Below are 17942 nucleotides of genomic sequence, written 5' to 3' on the forward strand. Positions count from 1 at the left end.
GTCCTCTTAGTGTGCGCGTATCTGGCGGCGGTGGGCAGCCCCTGGGTGCGCGACCTGCTGATCGGCGCCTGGACGGACGAAGGAGGGCTGCTCGGGACGGTGTACCGGGCGCTGCTCGCCCCGGGCTGGGTGCTCTGGCCGGGCTCCGGCCCCTTCTCGGACACGGCCGACCTGCGGGGCCTCACCGCCTTCGCCGCCCTGCTGGCCGGGGTGCTCGTGCTCGTGCCGAGGCTGGTGGGGCGGGCGCCCGGCAGGTCGGGGGTGCGCCTCGCCGCCGCCGTCGGGACGGGCGTGCTCGTCTCCCTCGCCGCCGCTCCCCTGTCGTGGCTGGTCGTCTTCACCTTCGACCCCTACGCCGAAGTGGTCTACGGCCGGTACGCGTTCGGCGCCTTCCTCGTCGACGGCCTGGTCTTCGGCCTCCTGCTGGGGCTCGTCATCGCCGCCGTGTACGGCCCGGCCGGCGCGGCCGGGCCGCGTGCCGGGCGCCGGGCGGGGGCCCCGTCCCCTACGTCCGAAGGGAGCACCGCCATGGCCGACGACGCCCCGGCCGCCGGAGGCGTGGCCGCGTCCGTCGCGACCGGCACCGAGCAGGGGGACGCCACCCGCTACCTGTGCGCCGCCGCCTACACCGATCCGGTCTTCGCGCGGCAGGTGGTGGACCGGCTGCTCGGCGACCGGCTGGGGGCGGTCGCCGTGTCCCCCGGCGTCGACCTCGTGCCCGTGGCCCGGCACAGCCTGACGGCCCGCCGGCTCCGCCGGGAGCGGGACCGGAGGCTGGCGGCGGCGTACGGCGCCATCGCCCTGTTCGGCCCGCTGTGGCTCCTGCTCGTCTGGCCGGCGCTGTCGCTCCTGGGCCGGGCGTCCAGGGTCGGTGAGCCGTACGCCGCCGAGCGCGGCCGGCATCTGCCGCGGCTGTCCCGGTGGCGGCTGGCGGCCACGGGCTGCTGCCTGCCGGCGGGCGGCGCGGCGCTGGGGGCCGCCCTGTCGTCGCTGCCGTTGCCGGGTGCCGTCCGCTGGCTGCTCGGCTGCTACTGGTACGGCGTGCCGGCACTGCTAGCGGCGGTGGCGGGCGCCGCGCTCGCCCTGCGGGCGGTGCTCGACGAGGAGGCGGACGTCGACGCGCGGATGCGCGGTGCGCTGCGGCGCGGCGCCTTCGATCCGGAAGGGCTGCCCCGTCCGGGCGCGGTGGAGCCGTGGGCGGCCGGGCGGATAGCGGCGGTCGCGGACGCCCAGCGGGGGAACGTCCGCTGCCACAGCGGCTTCTCACCGTTCGTCGGGTACGGCAGGCGGGAGTCGGCGTGGACGCTGACCGTGCCGCTGCTGCCCGCGGAGTCCGCGCGCGGTGTGGCGGCGTTCGACGCCTGGGCCGTGGTGGCGCGGCTGCGCAGGCGGCTGGTGGAGACGGCCGACGCGCTGCCCTCCGCCACGGGGGCGGACCCGCGCGGCGGTGCCCGGCCGGTCGTGGAGGACCGGGTCTTCGTCAGCGGCCGGGAGCTGTCCGGTGACGGCCGGCTGCTGCCCGACCCGCTGCGCCCGCCGGCCACCCGCCTGCCCGAGGAGGCCGTACGGCAGGTGGTGCTGCGCCCGGACGGGACGGCCCGCCACTACCTGGTCAGCCATGTGCCGCTGTGGGGCGGCGAGGTGGTGCCGAGCCATCTGCTGCACGTCGCCGTGGCGGACGGGGCGCTGCACCTGCGGTGCGAGCGGTACCTGCTGGGGCCGGTGCGGCGCGACCTGCACGCGGTGGACCTGCTGCCGCCCGCCTCTCTCACGGGGCGGGACCGGGGCGCGCTGCTGTCCGGGGCGCTGCGGCGCACGGGCGGGGCGCTGTGGCGGGCGCCGTGGTCGTGCCTGGCCGACGCCCTCGCCGAGTACCGCAGGCCGCGCCGGCTGCGGGCCGAGACGCGGGCCGCGCGGGAGGACCCGGCGTTCGACCGGGGCGCCCGGTTCAGCGTCCGCGAGTACGCGCAGGGGCCGGAGTACTTCCACCACTTCCAGCCGGTGGACGCCCGGCACACGCTGGACGCGCTGGACCGGCACGCCCTGGCCGCCGTCCGGGACTTCCTGGACGAGCACGGCGTGGACACGGCCGACTTCCGCGCGCAGTCGCAGACGATCCTCAACCACGGGGTCCTGCAGACGGGCGGCGTGAGCGTCGTGGGCAACCAGGCGGTCGGCACCGGCGCCCAGGCGCGCGCCACGACCGCGACGGCCTCGGCCGACGGCGCGCGGCCGCCGGGCGGGTCGGCGGGACGATAGAAGGGAAGGCGAGCATGTCCGAGGAGAACCGGCACACCCCCGCCGCGCCGTCCGGCGGCGGCAACTACGGCGTCCAGCAGTACGGCGGGCGCAGCAGCGTCGGCAACCAGGCCGTCGGGCCCGGCGCCCGCGCGGTCGCCGGGGACGTCACCGTCCACGCCGACGGCGGCGCGGAGGAGCGGGCCCGCGTCGGCGAGCTGATCCGCCTGGTGGAGCGGCTGCTGGAGGAGCACCGGGCGGAGCTGCCCGACCAGGAGGCGCCGCGGGTGGAGCTGCGCCGGCTGCGGGAGGAGCTGGACGAGGGCGAGCCGGAGCCGGGCGTGGTACGGCGCGCGCTCGGCCGGCTGGCGCGGTTCGCCGAACCGGTGGCGCCGGTCGCGGCGGCGGTCGCGGAGCTGACGCGGGCCGTCGGAGGGATCTGACCGCCGCCGCCCTCACCGTCAACGCGCTTCTGGTCCAGACCTCTTGACGAAAGGTCTGGACCAGAAGACTCTGAGGGTCGCTGATGGTTCCGACCGGCCCCGGGGATGGGAGACGCGGAGATGGCACGTCGCGGAAGAAGGCTGCTGGGCATGGGACTCGCGGTCGCGGGCCTCTCCTCCTTACTGGGCGGGGCGCTCCCCGCGACGGCGGTGCCGCCCTCGACCGCGGAGGCGGCGGCCTCCGCGCCGGGCTGGGCGGCGCGTTCCTCGGCCGCGGAGGCGGCACGCCCCTCCCCCGCCCTGGCGGCGCGCCCCTCCCCCACCGCGGCCGGCCCGGCGGCCGCCACCTGCGCGCTCAGGCCGAAGCCCGCGGGCAAGGTCCTCCAGGGGTACTGGGAGAACTGGGACGGCGCCGCGAACGGCGTCCACCCGCCCTTCGGCTGGACCCCCGTCACCGACCCGAGGATCCGGCAGCACGGCTACAACGTCGTCAACGCCGCCTTCCCCGTGATCCGCTCGGACGGCACGGCCCTGTGGCAGGACGGCATGGACAACACGGTCAAGGTGCCCACGCCCGCCGAGATGTGCGAGGCGAAGGCCGCCGGACTCACCGTGCTGCTGTCCATCGGCGGCGCCACCGCCGGGATCGACCTGAACTCGACGGCCGTCGCCGACCGGTTCGTCGACACGATCGTGCCGATCCTCAAGACGTACAACTTCGACGGGATCGACATCGACATCGAGACCGGCCTGGTCGGCAGCGGCGACATCCGGCGCCCGTCGACCTCGCAGGCGAACCTGATCCGCATCATCGACGGCGTCCTGGAGCGCATGCCGCCCGGCTTCGGCCTGACCATGGCCCCGGAGACGGCGTACGTCACCGGCGGCAGCGTCGTCTACGGCTCCATCTGGGGCGCCTACCTGCCGATCATCAAGAAGTACGCGGACAACGGCCGCCTGTGGTGGCTGAACATGCAGTACTACAACGGCAGCATGTACGGCTGCTCCGGCGACGCGTACGCGGCGGGCACGGTCGCGGGGTTCACCGCGCAGACCGACTGCCTCGACCGGGGGCTCGTCGTGCAGGGCACCACCGTCCGCGTCCCCTACGACAAGCAGGTGCCGGGCCTGCCCGCCCAGCCGGGCGCCGGCGGCGGCCACATGCAGCCCGCCGCGGTCGCCCAGGCGTGGAACGCGTACGGCGGCCGCCTCAAGGGCCTCATGACGTGGTCCATCAACTGGGACGGCTCGCGGAACTGGACCTTCGGCGACAACGTCCGCGCGCTGCAGGGACGTTGACCCGCCATGCCGCCCGGCCGGCGGGAAGGCCGCCGGCCGGGCGGGGCGGGGCCGTACCCGACGGGGCCGTACCCGACGGGGCCGTACGCGGCCGGGCCTTACGCGGCCGGGCCGGGCTCACGCCGGGGAGGGCGCCGCGGGGGTCACCGGGAGGACCACCTCCCAGGTGTCCACCGCGTACCGGGTGCTCATCCCGTGCGCCTCGTACAGACGCAGGGCGCCCGACTCGTTGAGGGTGTCCACGCCGAGCCCGATCGTGTCGCGCCCGAGTGCCGCGTACGTGCCGAAGGCGTGCCGCAGCAGGTACCCGGCGATCCCGCGGCCCCGGTACTCCTTGCGTACGCCGACGCGGCCGATCCACGCCATGCTCTGCCGGTCGTTGCGCGAGTAGAGGACGGCCGCGTCGTCCGCCCCGAGCGAGGCGATCCACACGAGGGACCAGTCGACGCGGTCGCCGCCGATGTCGTCGAGCCACTGCTCGTAGGTGCGCGGCTGGTGGCCGAAGTGCTCGCTGAAGGTCTCCTGGACCAGGGCGTGGGCACGCCGCCGGTCCGCGGGGTCCGCGCAGTCGCGCAGGCCCAGCCCGGCGGGCGGCTCGGGAACGGCCCGGTCTCCGTCCGACAGCGGCCTGGCCATCACATGGTGGCGCCGGACCCGCTCCCAGCCCCGGCGGGCCAGCATGCCGACGTCGGTGGTGGGCCGCGCGTTGAGGTGCAGGTGGAGGACGGCCCGGTCGGCGCCGTTGGCCCGCGCCCGCTCGGCGGCCCGGCGCTCCACCAGCTCGAACAGGTGCTCGCCCGCCGCCTCGTGGCCGGGCAGGACGTAGTGGTCGGTGTCGACGCGCTCGCCCCCGGACTCGTCCCAGACGAGGGCGTAGGCGACGAGCCGCCCGTCCTGGAAGGCAAGCCAGGAGTCCCGGCCGAGGTCCGCCTCGGGGTGGGCGAGGTCGGTCTCGACGTCGTGCAGCTCGGTGTCGGGGGCACCGGTCTCGATGGTGTCGATCTCGTTGAGCAGCCCGCAGATCAGCGGGGCGTCGTCCAGGGTCGCCGGACGTACGGAGAAGGGGTCTTCGGAGTGCATCAGGCAACTGTCGGCCGCCCCGGGGTTCCCCGCAATCGATTTCCGCGGGCCCGGCCGACCCGCGGGACCCGCCCGCCTGGTGCCGCATGACGGGCCAGACGTGCCGCGGCCCGGTCGCCGGGGCCGCCGGGGACCGGCCGTGTACGCGCTGCGCCTCTCGGCGGGCGCCCGCCCGACGCGCGCGGACGCCCCCTGGCACCCGGAGGCGCCGGGCTCCTCGTCGCGGCCGTGAGGCGGCCCCGCCGTCCACCCGCGGGGCCGGGGTGGCCGGGCCGCGGCCTCCGACCGGGTCCGCGCACTGGCGTCCGGCCCCGGCGGGACCGGACGCCGGTGCGGGGTGGCTCAGTCGCCGGTGTTCGTGGCCCACAGGGGCCGGTTGGAGCCGTCGTAGACCACGACGTTGCCGTCGTCCTGTACCGCGAGGACATGGCCGCGGTTCCAGGTGTTGGAGGCCCACAGCGCCTTGCTGCCGCTGTCGTACAGGACGAAGTTGCCGTCCTGCTGGAAGACGGCGCAGTGGCCCTTGGGCCAGGCGCCGGGGGCCTGCCAGGCGGCCCGGCCGTCCTTGTAGAGGACGAAGTTGCCGTCCTCCTGGACACGGAGGACCGCCCGGCCGTTCCCCGAGGTCAGCGCCTGGTTCCGGCAGATCCTGGTGCCCTTGCCGTACCGGGCGTCGGCGAGGGCGCCCGCCGGGCCGGCTCCGCGCGCCGCCGCCTCCTGCCCGGCGGGGGCGGCGGGCGCGGCGGGGGCGGCGGCTGCCCCGGTCACCGTCGTGGCCGCCATGAGCATGGCCGCCGCCACCGCGAGCGACATCCGGCTGAACCTCTTCCGCACGGAAATACCTCCTCGACGTCGTGGAACATCCCTTTCCGGGATGTTCACCGCCAGGTTTTCCAGGCGCCCTCCCCGGCATTCCGAAGGATTGCGGGAAGGATCGGTTCGGGCCAGGTCCGGGTGCCGGTGAAGAAATGTTCCCTCCCTTGACCTGCCACTTCGCGGCTGGTCGGGACGTCCTGCTTCTTCGTCCGGAATTCCGTGGCGCGCGAGTTCATCCGACGAACCGGTCCTATGATCTCGCGACTGCCTCCGACGGAAGGGGACCGCTGGAACTCCCGCTCGGAAATCACCGGCCCGGGACCGCGGGCCGGGCCCGGGACCGTGGCCCGAGACCGCGGGCCGGGAAGTACCGGCATGGGAGTACCGGCACGGCGGTTCAGACCGTGCGGCTCCGGCCGGACGCTGCCGGTCGGGCCCCTCCGCTCCTCCCCGTCAGGAGGCCGCCGCGCACGCCGGGTGGCCCCAGCCGGCATCGTTCCTGGCGATGGTCTCGCCCTTGTCGTACGGGCGCCCGCAGCGGCAGCGGCCGGAGAACTTCGCCCGGATCGTGGCCCCGGTCCGGGCGCCCCGGCTCGCGGTGCGCGCGCGGCGGGGCGCCTGCGGGCGCTCGCGGGTGTCCGGCGGCGGCAGGACCGAGCCGGCGGCCGAGCCCGCGGGCTCCTGGCTGACCGCCGAGTGGCTGGCGGCCGCGTCGGCGGCGGCGTTCAGGGGGTCGCCGTCCACCCGGTGTGCCGGCGTGTACACGAACCGCACGTCCCGGCCGGTCAGCAGCCCGTCGATGGCGACGACCAGGTCCCGGTTGGCCACGGGCGAGCCGGACGCGGTCTTCCAGCCCTTGCGCCGCCACCCCGGCAGCCAGGTGGTGACGGCCTTCATGGCGTACTGGGAGTCCATGCGGACCTCCAGCGGCGTCGCCGGGTCGGTGGCCTCCAGCAGCCGCAGCAGCGCGGTCAGTTCGGCGACGTTGTTCGTGGCCCGGCCCAGCGGCCCGGCCTCCCAGGAGACGACCTGCCCGTCCGCACCGGCGACGACCCACGCCCAGGCCGCGGGTCCGGGATTGCCCTTGCACGCCCCGTCACAGGCGGCGATGATCCGTTCCGTCATTGTTCCGATCCTGCCATGTCCGCGCAGGTGCTCCGTCCGCCTCCGTCCGCCTCCGGCCCCGTCGGCCCCGCCGGTCGGGCCGCCCGCGTCGGTCCCGTCGCCCCGGCCGCCGCGCCACCCCGCCGCCTCACGGCCGGGCCTCCTCCCAGGGCGGCGGCGCGCCGCCGTCGGTCCAGGCCGCCAGGGCCTCACCGTCTACGCAGACGATGCCGAGCGCCGCGGCGTACTCGACGGCCGGGGCGGTGAAGGTGCTCGTGGTCACCACGACGGCGACCTCCGCCTCGTGGACGGCGAAGCAGGTGCCGCCGAACCGCTGCAGGTCCGCCGAGCCCACCGGGTGGCCGGCTCCGTACTGCTTGCACTGCACGACCAGCCGCCGCCCGTCCGGTGTGGTCGCCACCACGTCGGCGCCCAGGTCGCCGGGCCCGCCGGACACCTCGGAGCGGGTGCAGCCGTCCCGTACGCACAGGGCGGCGACCGTGTGCTCGAAGCCCTGCGGGTCCACCGCGTCGTGGTCCACGGCCTCCCCGTCCAGCACGGGCACCGCCGCCACGCCGACGCCGGCCGCCGGTACGGCCCCGGCACCGGCAGTTGCCAGGTGATCGGCCGGGGTGGCGCCCCCGCGGCCCAGGGCGCCGTCCTCCGCCAGGGCGTCCTCCAGCAGGCCGGGCCCCGCCGGGCCGGCCGCGCCGTGTCCGGACGCGGTGGCCGGGCCGGCCGCACCGGCGGAGGCGGCCGCGTCGCCGTCACCGAACCCGGCCGCGCCCCCGCCCGCCCACGCCGCGCCGCCCCTCGCGGACGGCACCGCGCCTCCGTCGCCCCTGGCGGCGGCCACCCGCCGCACCACCACGACGACCACGCCCACCGCGAGAGCGAGCACCACGGAGCCGAAGGCCCCGTACGACCCGGTCCACACCGTCCGGGCCAGCAGGGCCAGGCCGCCCACGGCGGCGCCCACCAGCCCGACCGCCAGCACCACGTCCCGTCCCGTCGCGTGCCCCGCACGCCGCACATGCCTCACACGTCCCGCACGCCCGTCGCCCCGCTCCACCACGGCCACACACGCCCCCCTCCACCGGCCCGACACACCCGCCTCCCCCCGCCTGGCCGCGCTCTCCGCCGCCAAACCTCCCGGCGCCGCCCCCACTTCGCGGGCGGGCGAGCAGCCCGAAGCAGGCGAGCGGCCGGCCGGCAGCCCGGCCGGACCGCCTGCCTGCGGTCCGTCAGACGGCGGCCCGTCAGACGGCGGCCCGTCAGACGGCGTCGAAGCGGCGGCGGGACGCCTCGATGTGGCCGAGGTGGCGGTGGGTCCAGTCGCACAGCCCGGCGATCGTCACGCGCAGGGCCCGGCCCGGACCGGTGAGGGCGTAGTCGACCCGAGGCGGCACGACGGCGTGCACGGTCCGTACGACCAGGCCGTTGCGCTCCAGCATGCGGAGGTTCTGGGTGAGCATCTTGTGGCTGATGCCCTCGACCTCGTCGCGCAGCTCACTGAAGCGCCGGGTGCGCTCTCCCAGCGCCTCGATGATCAGGAGCGCCCACTTGTTGGCGACGTCCGTGAAGATCTCCCGTGCCAGCGAGTCCGCGCGCCGGAGGTCCGCCTCGTCGGGGAGGCCCGTGTACTGCTTGGTCACCCTCAGGTTCCCCCGTCACCGGAAAGTGCGTTCTTCCATGTCGGAGGCGACTCTCCTACGGTTTCCCGGTAACCGCAAGAGAGCACGGCGCACCGCCGGCGAGGAAGCAGGGAACATGGCCATCACACTCGTAGACCCCGCGGGGCTGCCCGCCGTCGACGCCTACCGGCAGGTGTCGGTCGCGACCGGTTCGAAGCTGGTCTTCGTCGCCGGGCAGGTCGCCTGGGACGGCGACGGGGCGACGGTCGGGGAAGGCGACCTCGCCGCCCAGGTCGAGCAGTGCTACCTCAACGTCGGGACCGCCCTGGCCGGAGTCGGCGCCTCCTTCTCCGACGTGGCGAAGCTGACCGTCCACGTCGTCGACTGGTCGCCGGAGAAGATGCCGCTGCTCATGGAGGGGATAGGCCGGGCGGCGGCGAGACTGGGCACCGTCCCCGTGCCCCCGGCCACGCTGATCGGCTGCGCGGCGCTGGACGTGCCCGAGCACCTGGTGGAGGTCGAGGCCACCGCGGTCATCGACTGAGGCCCCCGCGCCACGGCGCGCCCGCCCGCCGCCGGCCCCTCGGACGAGAGGTACCCGCCCAAGGCCGCAGGCCGCACCCGACCCGATCCGTTACGAGGCCGCCGGGCACGGCGTCCGTGCGGTTCGCGTCACGGAGGGGCGGGTGCGGAACGGGGGCCGCGGGCGGGGTGGTCGGATCTCCCTCGCCGCGGAACGGGATGTGGTGGTACCTCTGCGAGGCATGACGACGATCAGCGCGGGAGGCAGTGGTACGGACGGCAACCCGCAGGTGGCCGGGGCATTGGCGGCAGAGCGCACAACCCCGTCCCCCGCGTGCCGGGCGGACGCGGACCGGCTCCGGCGGTTCCTCGCGCCGGACTTCCACGAGTTCGGGGCGTCGGGCGCGGAGGTCCGGTACGAGGGCACGGCGGAGCGGGTCGCGGCATACACCGATCCGGACGGCGAACCGATCAGGACCGAGCACATGCGCGGGACGCGGTTGGCGGACGGGCTGGTGATGGTGAAGTACACCGCGTACATCGGCGGGCGCCGGTCCCACCACACGTCGCTGTGGCGGCGGGTGGGGCCCGGTCACCGGCAGATGTTCCACCACCAGGGCACGCCCACCGGGCCGCCCTGAGGGTCAGGCGGCGGGTGCGGCGGCCGGTGCGGGGCGGGTCGCGGCGGCCCGGCGGGAGGCGGGGCCCATGGCGTACGAGGCCGCCAGGATCATCCCGCCGAGCAGCAGCCAGCCCGTCGTGCCCAGCTCCATCAGCAGCGTGGTGAGCAGCAGCGGTCCGAGCGTACGGGCGACGGTGACGCCCGCGCCGAAGAGGCCCTGGTACTCGCCGACGCGCCCGGCGGGCGCCAGGTCGAAGCCGAGCTGCCAGGAGCCCGCCGACTGGAGCATCTCGGCGGCGACGAGCAGGACCGACCCGCCGGCCAGGGCGGTGACCGCGAGCCAGGCCGGGGTGCCCGCCGAGAGGGCGAAGACCGCGCAGGTGAGCAGCGCGAGGACGCCGGAGCGGCGGATGGCGCGGACGGCGGTGGTGAGTCCGGTGACCGCGCGTGCGGTGCGGACCTGGAAGAGGGTCACGGCGGCGGTGTTGAGGACGAACAGCACGGAGACCAGCCACTCGGGGGCTCCGGTGCGTTCGCTGATCCACAGCGGCAGTGCCAGGCTGAGCAGCGGCATGCGCAGGAGCAGCACGGTGTTGAGGAGCGCCACGAGCGCGTACGGGCGGTCCCGCAGGACCTCGATCCGCGCTCCGGGCGGGGCGCCCGCCGGCGCGACGGGCGGGAGCCGCAGGAGGACGAGCGCGCACAGGAGGAAGCTGAGGGCGTCGACCGCGAAGACCGCGCGGTACGCGGCGCCGGCCTGGGCGGTGAGGGCGATCCCGCCCAAGCCGGCGCCGACGGCAAGGCCGGCGTTGAGGGCGGACTGGAGGTACGCGAGGGCGCCGGTCCGCTCGCCCGGGGCGACCAGTCCGGCGAGCAGGGCCTGCCGGGCGGCGGCGAGGCCCGACTGCGCGGTGGCGTAGCAGCAGGCGGCGGCGAGGAACGGCAGGAAGCCCCGTACCACCAGGAACGACGCGACCGCCGCGCCGGTCGCCAGGGCGAGCAGCACAGCCGTGCCGCGGGGCCCGCGGCGGTCGGCGATCCGGCCGAGCGGCACCCCGACGACGGAGCCGACGGCCCACGCGGCGGTGAGGCCGAGGCCGATTCTGGTGGGGGCGAGGCCGACGACGTGGGTGAAGTAGAGGGCGGAGGTGACGTAGTAGGCGCCGTCGCCCACGGAGTTGGCCAACTGGGCGAGGGCCAGGGCGCGTTGGGGCCCGGGGGGCGGCAGCAGGCGGGACATGACGGCGACGGTACGCGGATACCGGCTCAGAGGTGTGGGCCAATGCGGGGGCTCGCGGGTGGGCCAATCACGGTGTGGGGGCCGATCACGACGCCGCCCGGCGGGCACGGGACACCGGCGAGGGCCGGGACGGGGCGGACCCGGGCCGGGCTCGCGCGGAGCACCGGACCAGGCCGGGCGCGGGCACGTGCGCGGGCGTGGGAGCGGGCGCGGGCTGGGGCGCATGCGGACGCGGGCATCGGCGGGCTCGCCCGGACGCGGGCACGGACCGGGCCGGGTCGGCGGTCCGTGCCCCATGGCGGGATCAACCCGCGTGGCGGAGGCGACGGCGGGGCGAAACGGGGTAGTCGGAGGGCACGTACCGGCCGAGCCCCCGGTGGCCGGAACGCCACCGGGGGCGGCAGGCCCCGCGCCGGGACGGGCACCCGTGCGGCCGAAGCCGGCACCGGGACCACCGTCCGGCGGGGTTCGGCCGGTCCGGACACCGGGAGGCGACGACCATGGACGCACAGCCAGCCGAGAGCCCGGCGGAACTGCTGACCCGGACCGCCGCCGAGGTGTTCGGCTGGAAGACCCTGCGGCCGGGGCAGCTGACCGCCATGGAGGCGGTGCTGGCGGGCCGCGACACGCTGGTGGTCATGCCGACCGGGGCGGGCAAGTCGGCGGTGTACCAGGTGGCCGGGCTGGCGATGGCCGGGCCGACCGTCGTGGTCTCCCCGCTCATCGCCCTGCAGCGGGACCAGATCGCCGGGCTCCTCGGGCACGGCCGCCCGGACGCGGTGGCCGTGAACTCGGCGCAGCGGTCCGGGGAGACGCAGGCCGCCTGGGACGCCGTACGGCACGGGGAGGCCGAGTACCTCTTCCTCTCCCCCGAGCAGCTCGCCAAGGAGGAGGTCCTCGACCGGCTCGCGGAGGCCCGGCCGTCGCTGTTCGTGGTGGACGAGGCGCAGTGCGTCGCCGCGTGGGGCCACGACTTCCGCCCGGACTACCTGCGCCTGGCGCACGCGGTGCGGCGGGTCGGCAGGCCGACCGTGGTCGCGCTGACCGCGACCGCCTCCCCGCCGGTGCGCGCGGAGATCGTGCGGCGGCTGGGGATGGGGGATGACGCCGCGCAGGTCGTGGCGGGGTTCGACCGGCCGGGGATCACCCTGGAGGTCCGCCGCTTCGCCGAGGAGGCGGAGCGGCGCCGGGCGGTGGTGGAGCGGGCGGCGGCGGAGCCCAAGCCGGGCCTGGTGTACACCGCGACGCGCAGGGACGCGGAGGAGTACGCGGCCGAACTCGCCGGGCTGGGCCTGCTCGCCGCCGCCTACCACGCCGGGCTGCGCCCTTCGGAGCGCTCGCGCGTGCACGGCGCGTTCCTGGAGGGGCGGGCGGACGTGGTGGTGGCCACCTCGGCGTTCGGCATGGGCATCGACAAGGAGGACGTGCGGTTCGTGCTGCACGCCTCCCTGCCCGGCTCCCTCGACGCGTACTACCAGGAGATCGGGCGGGCCGGGCGCGACGGCGGGCCGGCGCTGGCGGTCCTGCACTACCGGCCCGGCGACAGCGGGCTGCGGAGGATGTTCGCCGCCCGTACCCCCGGCGAGGAGACGCTGGGCGAGGTCGCGGAGGCCGTCCACGACCAGGAGGGCCCCATGGGGCTGGACGAGGTCGGCGAGGAGACCGACCTGTCCCGGCGCCGGGTGACGGCCGCCGCCAACCTGCTGGAGCAGGCGGGCGCGGTCCGCACCGACGACCGCGGACGGGTGCGCGCCGAACCAGGCGTGTCCGCCGGCGCCGCGACCGAGCGGGCGACGCGGGCCGCCGAGGCGCACAGGCGGCTGGAGGAGTCGCGGCTGGCTATGGTGCGGGCGTACGCGGAGAGCCGGGGGTGCCGCCGCCGCTTCCTGCTCGGGTACTTCGGCGAGGAGTACGAGGCGCCCTGCGGCAACTGCGACGTGTGCCTCGCCGCGAGGTCCCCCGACCCCGCGCGGGGCACCCCGGCGGAGGGCGTGGCCGAGGCGCCCGAGACCGCGGCCGGACCCCCCGCCGCGAGCCCGTACCCGCCGGGCACGCCCGTCCGGCACCGCGAGTGGGGCGACGGCACGGTGATGAGCGAGGAGGGCGACCGGATCACCGTGCTGTTCGACTCCATGGGCTACCGCACCCTGTCCCTCCCCACCGTCACCACCCGGAACCTCCTCACCGTCCGTCCCGGCTGATCCTCCGCCGACGATCGCCGGAGACCGCCGGGGCCGGGGGCGCCTCTTCGTACCGCGCCGCACTCCCTCGCCTTCGGGTCCCCACCTCGCTTCGCCGCCCGGCGGTGGGCGCGGCGCGGCGCGGCGCGGCGCGGAACGCGGGGCGGCGTGGAACGCGGGGCGGCGTGGAACGCGGGGCGGCGTGGAACGCGGGGCGGAACGCGGCGGGAAACGGGGAGGCTTAGGGGGGCGGGGGGCGGGCACGTGGAGGGGGCCCGATGGTCGGGCCGTTGGACGGAAGGAGTCGTCGTGTCGTTCCTGTGGGCCATCGTCGCGGGTCTGGTCATCGGTCTGCTGGCCAAGCTGGTGCTGCCGGGGCGTCAGCCGATTCCGCTGTGGCTGACGGTGCTCCTGGGCATCGGCGGCGCCGTCGTGGGCAACGCGCTCGCCTCCGCGTTCGGCGTGCGGGACACGGGCGGCGTCGACTGGATCCGGCACATCCTCCAGATCGGTGTCGCCGCGGCGCTCATCGCCTTCGTCACCCCTCTGTGGTCGCGGCGCCACGCGTGACGCGCCCGCGCGCCGAAGTCCCGCCGGGGCCCGCACCGAACGGTGCGGGCCCCGGCGGCGTCGGGGGGCCGGGACGGGTCAGCGGGTGAGGGCGTTCTCGATGAGGGCCACCGTGGCGCGGGGGTCGTCGACCTCGATGACGAGGCGGTCGTAGGACTCGTCGTCGGCGAGTTCGATCACCACCGCCTTCTCGGGGTTCTTGACGCTCCAGAAGAAGCGCTCTCCCCCGCGCCGGAAGCGCCCTGCGGTGACGACGCCGGGGAAGTGCGTGCCGGCGACGCGGATGCCCTTCGGCTCGCGGGCCATGCCCGGGTCGTGGGTGGCGCCGCGCACATGGGCGAGCGGGATCTCCAGGCGGCTCTTGACGGCCCAGAGCTTGTCGAGCCCCTCGAACTCGGCGGTCAGCAGGCGGTTCTCGCGGTCGACGGCGATCCTGGCCATGTCAGTGCTCCTTGGAGGCGGTCAGTCCGGCGCGCAGCCGCAGGCGGGCGCCGAGGACGGTGGAGGCGACCTCGGGGGCGGCGTCGCCGTGGGAGGCGCGCAGGGCGTCCTCCAGTGCGGCGAAGCCCTCCGCGACCAGCGCGGCGACCTCGGGGTCGTGGGGGGCTCGTTCGGCGGCGGCGAGCAGGAGGAGTCCGGCGGCCGGGCCGCCGTCGAACGAGGCGACGGCCGCCGCCGTCGCCCGTCCGGGGTGCGTGAGCGCGGCGATGGCGGCGGCCGCCGGGCGGATCTCGTGGTCGAGGTGGCCGCGCAGGGCGGTCAGGTGCAGGTTCCGCTTGGACCCGAACACCTTGTAGAGGCTGCCCCGGTGGATGCCGGTGGCGGCGACCAGGTCGTCCACCGAGGTGCCCTCGTAGCCGTGGGTGGCGAAGAGGGCGGCGGCGGTGCTGACGGCCTGGTCGGCGTCGAAGGCGCGTGGTCGTCCCATGGCCCGACCGTACGCGATTAAGGAACGATCGGTCAAGAACGATCGTTCCTTAATCGGTGGCGGCCGGCTCGGCCGCGGTCGGCGTTCATCTCCGCGGCAGGTCCTTCACGAACAGCAGCCCGTCGCACTCCTCCAGGTGGTGCGGGTCGAGCGGGGCGTACCCGAACCACGGGGAGACCCGGGGCTGTGGCGGCGCGTCCCGCAGTGCGGCGGCCAGCCGCGCGGGGTCGACGACGCAGCGGTCCTCCGGCAGCGCGTACAGGAGCCCCTCGACGCTGTCCGGCGGCGGCGCGTCCACGCCCTGGTGCCGGATGGTGCCGAGGGCCGTCGCGACGAAGGCGTACCCCTCGCCGAGTTCGGCGGCGACCAGGGCGCCGGCGCTCCACCACTCCACGGGCCCCTGCCACATCCGCACCGCGCTCCTCCAGCGCTGGAGGTGGGAGTTGTGGGCATGGACGAGGGTGGGGCCCCGGCGGGCGAGCGCGAGGAGGTTGCCGGCCATCATGTGGTCGCGCACGCCCACCAGCCGGGCCATGCGAGCCGGTGAGCGGTCGGCCATCCAGTGGTGGTAGCGGAGCAGGCCGAGGGCGGTGCGGCCGTGCAGGCGCGCCCGGTCCAGGGCGTCGCGCGAGGTCGCGGCGAGCAGGTGGGGCGTCTGCTCGTCGAGGAGCGCGGCCAGTTCGTCGGCGAGCAGCCGCAGCCGGCCGGCGTCGGCCGTGCGCCCCACGGACCGGGAGGGGTCCGTCATCGCGGCCGGGTCGGTCCACCGGTCGTCGGGGCCGAGCAGGCGGTCGAGGGTCTGCGCGGTGCAGGGCAGCAGGCCGGCGTCGAGGCGCGCCGCGAGGTAGCCGTGGAGCGCGGTGAGGGCCCGGCGGGGGCTCTCGGCGCCGGTGATCTCCAGCGGGCCGTCGATCCCGGCGAAGCGGATCCGCTCGGGCTCGGGCAGGGCGGCGTTGCGGGCGCGCATCCAGCGGACGAGGTCGCGGTTGCCCGCGCAGGCACCCCACTCGTGGCTGAACCCCTGCTCCAGGGCTTCGTCGAGCGTGCCCGTGCCGTGGGTGACGTACTCGTCCACGACGAGCCCCCGCAGGCAGTCGCTCTCGATCGCGAGGGTCCGGTAGCCCTCCTCCTCGACGAGCTGCCGGACGAGGTCGTTACGCAGGTCGAGGAGGGCCTCCTCGCGGTGGGTGGGCTCACCGAGGCCGAGCAGGCGGGGGCGGGAGGGGAGCAGCTCCATGAGGGCGGTGGCCCCGGCGGGACGGGCGAGGTCCTTGGTGTCTGTTGCCATGGCTTCAACGCTATCGTTGAAGCCACGGTGGAGACTTTTGCGCGGTATCGTCGGAAGGATGGGGCGAAACCTTCAAAGCGATCTCGGGGGCAGGGACCGGCTGAGGCCGGTCGACCTGGCTCGCGCGCACGGTCTGTCCACGCAGGCGGTACGGAACTACGAGGAGGCCGGCATCCTCCCCGCCGCGCAGCGCACGGCCTCCGGCTACCGCGTCTACACGCCGCTGCACGCGGCGGCCCTGAGCGCGTTCCTGGCCCTGGTGCCCGGCCACGGCCACGGCACGGCGGCGGCGATCATGCGGGCGGTGAACGGGGGCGCGGACGACGAGGCGTTCCGCCTGGTCGACGGAAGCCACGCCCAGCTCCTCGACGACCGGCGCACCCTCCAGGCCGTGGAGAGCGCCCTGCGCGAACTGGAGCGGACCGCGGGCGGAGGGGCGGGGGGCGGTTCCGGGGCGGGTGTCCCGGAGGGAGGTTCGGGCGCGCGGCCGGGAGGCGGATCGGGGTCGGGTGCTCAGCCGGGGGGCGGGCCGGGCACGGGTGTGGGGCTGCGGCCAGGACGTGGCGCGGGGGCCGGCTCCGGGCCGGGACTGAACACCGGGACGGGCGCCGGGGCCGCGTTCCCGTCCGGCGGCGGTACGTTCATCGGGCCGCTGGCCCGGAAGCTGGGCGTCAGGCCCGCGACGCTGCGCGCGTGGGAGGGCGCCGGGCTGGTGCGCCCGCCGCGCGACCCGCGGACCGGGTACCGCGTCTACGACGAGGCCGCCGTGCGGGACGCCCGGCTGGTCCATCAGCTCCGGCGGGGCGGCTACCCGCTGGAGCGGATCGCGCCGCTGCTCGACCGGGTGCGGGCGGCGGGCGGGCTGGAACCGCTGGAGGGCACGCTGCGCGACTGGCACGCCCGGCTGTCCGCGCGCGGGCGGGCGCTGCTGGCCGGCGCGGCGGAGCTGGAGGCGTACCTCCGCGCCCGCGGGTGAGCCGCCCACGGCGGGACGTCCGCGGCCGAGCCGCCGGGCGGGCACGAGGAGCCGCCGGACTCGCACGGCGAGCCACCCGCCGGCACGCGGGCGCCCAGGCAGGGCGGCAGGGCGGCAGGGCGGCAGGGAACGCGGGGTCGTCGCACCGGGTGCGGGGTCGTCGCACCGGGTGCGGGGTGGTACGGCTCCGGTGCCGCCACCCGTCGGCCCGTGCCGGGCCCGGCCGCGTACCGCTCACTCCACGCGGCAGCCCAGCGCCGCCGCGATGACGGCGGCCTGCCCCAGGTCGATCCGGGCACCCGCCAGGTCGGCGGTGCGCGGGTCGAGGGCGGAGAGGTCGCTGCCCCGCAGGTCCGCCCCGTTCAGCACGCAGCCGCGCAGCGCCGAGCCGGACAGGTCGCAGCCGGTGACCTCCGCCCCGGTCAGGTCGGCGCCCGTCAGGTCGGCCTCGCGCATCCGGACCCGGTCGAAGCCCGCCCGGTTCAGTTTCGCGCCGGGCAGGGCGGTGAAGGACCAGTCGCCGCCGCGTACCGCGAGGAGCGTGAACTCGCACCCCTGGAAGTGGCTGCCGACCAGCTTGCAGTCGGTGAACGCGGTGTCGAAGAGCGTGCACCGCTGGAACGTGCAGTTGGTGAAGGCGGTGCCGGTGTGGCGGGAGGCGTTGAACCGTACGCCGGAGAAGACGCACGCGTCGAAGACGGCGTTCTCGGTGCGGATCTCCGTCCAGTCGGTGTCGACGAACGAGTACCGCGTGTACGTCCGCCCGGTGACCTCCCGGCCGTACCAGTCCTCCTCCGCGATCACCCGCTCCGGGTCGGGGGCGGGCGGCCGGGGCGGCCCGGCGTTCGGGCGGCTGCGCCTGCTGCTCACGGTGACGTGAACCTCTCGTTCGGGCCCCGCGACGGCGGCGGGGGCGGGCCTCCGGTGCGCGGCGCGGACCGGGGCGGACCGGGTAGCACCGACGGTAGGTGGTCCGGGGCGGCGCGGACCGCGAACGCGCCC

The 17942-nt window shown here is 76.3% G+C and carries 18 protein-coding genes; 8 read left to right on the forward strand and 10 right to left on the reverse strand.

What is annotated here, in order from left to right:
* Positions 1–9: 9 nt before the first annotated feature.
* From CP974_RS01640 to CP974_RS01650, 3 genes are all read left to right on the forward strand, one after another.
* Positions 10–2259 (forward strand): AbeC-like domain-containing protein, encoded by a 2250-nt coding sequence (locus tag CP974_RS01640; RefSeq protein WP_223844496.1) that lies wholly within the window; start codon positions 10–12, stop codon positions 2257–2259.
* Positions 2260–2273: 14 nt separating this feature from the next.
* Positions 2274–2681, forward strand: a complete 408-nt coding sequence (locus CP974_RS01645; RefSeq protein ID WP_031131609.1) for a DUF5955 family protein — start codon at positions 2274–2276, stop codon at positions 2679–2681.
* A gap of 120 nt (positions 2682–2801) precedes the next feature.
* On the forward strand, positions 2802–3980 hold the full coding sequence (locus tag CP974_RS01650; protein ID WP_223844497.1) for a chitinase: 1179 nt from the start codon (positions 2802–2804) through the stop codon (positions 3978–3980).
* 117 nt (positions 3981–4097) lie between these two features.
* Here the strand turns inward: CP974_RS01650 and CP974_RS01655 are convergent, their stop codons facing one another.
* From CP974_RS01655 to CP974_RS01675, 5 genes are all read right to left on the reverse strand, one after another.
* Positions 4098–5060 carry a GNAT family N-acetyltransferase gene (locus CP974_RS01655; RefSeq protein ID WP_031131612.1) on the reverse strand — a complete coding sequence of 321 codons (963 nt, stop codon included), beginning with the start codon at positions 5058–5060 and terminating at the stop codon, positions 4098–4100.
* Positions 5061–5402: 342 nt separating this feature from the next.
* Positions 5403–5894, reverse strand: coding sequence for a hypothetical protein (locus tag CP974_RS01660; protein ID WP_223844498.1), 492 nt, complete (start codon positions 5892–5894; stop codon positions 5403–5405).
* 435 nt (positions 5895–6329) lie between these two features.
* Positions 6330–7001 carry a ribonuclease H family protein gene (locus CP974_RS01665; protein ID WP_031131615.1) on the reverse strand — a complete coding sequence of 224 codons (672 nt, stop codon included), beginning with the start codon at positions 6999–7001 and terminating at the stop codon, positions 6330–6332.
* 127 nt (positions 7002–7128) lie between these two features.
* Positions 7129–7980 (reverse strand): restriction endonuclease, encoded by an 852-nt coding sequence (locus CP974_RS01670; RefSeq protein WP_037937837.1) that lies wholly within the window; start codon positions 7978–7980, stop codon positions 7129–7131.
* Between the two features lie 274 nt (positions 7981–8254).
* Positions 8255–8635, reverse strand: a complete 381-nt coding sequence (locus CP974_RS01675) for a winged helix-turn-helix transcriptional regulator (RefSeq protein ID WP_031131618.1) — start codon at positions 8633–8635, stop codon at positions 8255–8257.
* A gap of 115 nt (positions 8636–8750) precedes the next feature.
* Here CP974_RS01675 and CP974_RS01680 point away from each other — a divergent pair, with 115 nt between their 5' ends.
* Together CP974_RS01680 and CP974_RS01685 are read left to right on the forward strand one after the other, a co-directional pair.
* Positions 8751–9158, forward strand: coding sequence for a RidA family protein (locus tag CP974_RS01680; RefSeq protein ID WP_031131620.1), 408 nt, complete (start codon positions 8751–8753; stop codon positions 9156–9158).
* Between the two features lie 220 nt (positions 9159–9378).
* Positions 9379–9777: a nuclear transport factor 2 family protein gene (locus CP974_RS01685; RefSeq protein ID WP_051839397.1), complete on the forward strand. Its 399-nt coding sequence runs from the start codon at positions 9379–9381 to the stop codon at positions 9775–9777.
* Between the two features lie 3 nt (positions 9778–9780).
* Here the strand turns inward: CP974_RS01685 and CP974_RS01690 are convergent, their stop codons facing one another.
* A complete protein-coding gene (locus CP974_RS01690) occupies positions 9781–10998 on the reverse strand; it encodes an MFS transporter (RefSeq protein WP_031131623.1) in 1218 nt (405 codons plus the stop codon).
* Positions 10999–11498: 500 nt separating this feature from the next.
* Between CP974_RS01690 and CP974_RS01695 the strand changes: the two genes are divergently transcribed.
* Positions 11499–13199, forward strand: a complete 1701-nt coding sequence (locus CP974_RS01695; RefSeq protein ID WP_051839399.1) for a RecQ family ATP-dependent DNA helicase — start codon at positions 11499–11501, stop codon at positions 13197–13199.
* A gap of 288 nt (positions 13200–13487) precedes the next feature.
* The gene (locus CP974_RS01700) at positions 13488–13748 is read left to right on the forward strand and encodes a GlsB/YeaQ/YmgE family stress response membrane protein (RefSeq protein ID WP_069975275.1); all 261 of its coding nucleotides are present in this window, start codon (positions 13488–13490) and stop codon (positions 13746–13748) included.
* 78 nt (positions 13749–13826) lie between these two features.
* Here the strand turns inward: CP974_RS01700 and CP974_RS01705 are convergent, their stop codons facing one another.
* From CP974_RS01705 to CP974_RS01715, 3 genes are all read right to left on the reverse strand, one after another.
* A complete protein-coding gene (locus CP974_RS01705; RefSeq protein WP_031131627.1) occupies positions 13827–14189 on the reverse strand; it encodes a hypothetical protein in 363 nt (120 codons plus the stop codon).
* Position 14190: 1 nt separating this feature from the next.
* Positions 14191–14676 (reverse strand): TetR/AcrR family transcriptional regulator, encoded by a 486-nt coding sequence (locus CP974_RS01710; protein WP_037937839.1) that lies wholly within the window; start codon positions 14674–14676, stop codon positions 14191–14193.
* An 85-nt stretch (positions 14677–14761) separates the two neighbouring features.
* The gene (locus tag CP974_RS01715; RefSeq protein ID WP_031131630.1) at positions 14762–15964 is read right to left on the reverse strand and encodes an erythromycin esterase family protein; all 1203 of its coding nucleotides are present in this window, start codon (positions 15962–15964) and stop codon (positions 14762–14764) included.
* Positions 15965–16022: 58 nt separating this feature from the next.
* Between CP974_RS01715 and CP974_RS01720 the strand changes: the two genes are divergently transcribed.
* Complete coding sequence (locus CP974_RS01720) at positions 16023–16940, forward strand: TioE family transcriptional regulator (RefSeq protein WP_031131632.1); 918 nt, start codon at positions 16023–16025, stop codon at positions 16938–16940.
* A gap of 234 nt (positions 16941–17174) precedes the next feature.
* Here the strand turns inward: CP974_RS01720 and CP974_RS01725 are convergent, their stop codons facing one another.
* Entirely contained in the window at positions 17175–17810 is a 636-nt protein-coding gene (locus CP974_RS01725) for a pentapeptide repeat-containing protein (protein ID WP_078915592.1), read from the reverse strand.
* Positions 17811–17942: the final 132 nt, after the last annotated feature.

The sequence above is a fragment of the Streptomyces fradiae ATCC 10745 = DSM 40063 genome (assembly GCF_008704425.1).
GTDB lineage: Bacteria > Actinomycetota > Actinomycetes > Streptomycetales > Streptomycetaceae > Streptomyces > Streptomyces fradiae.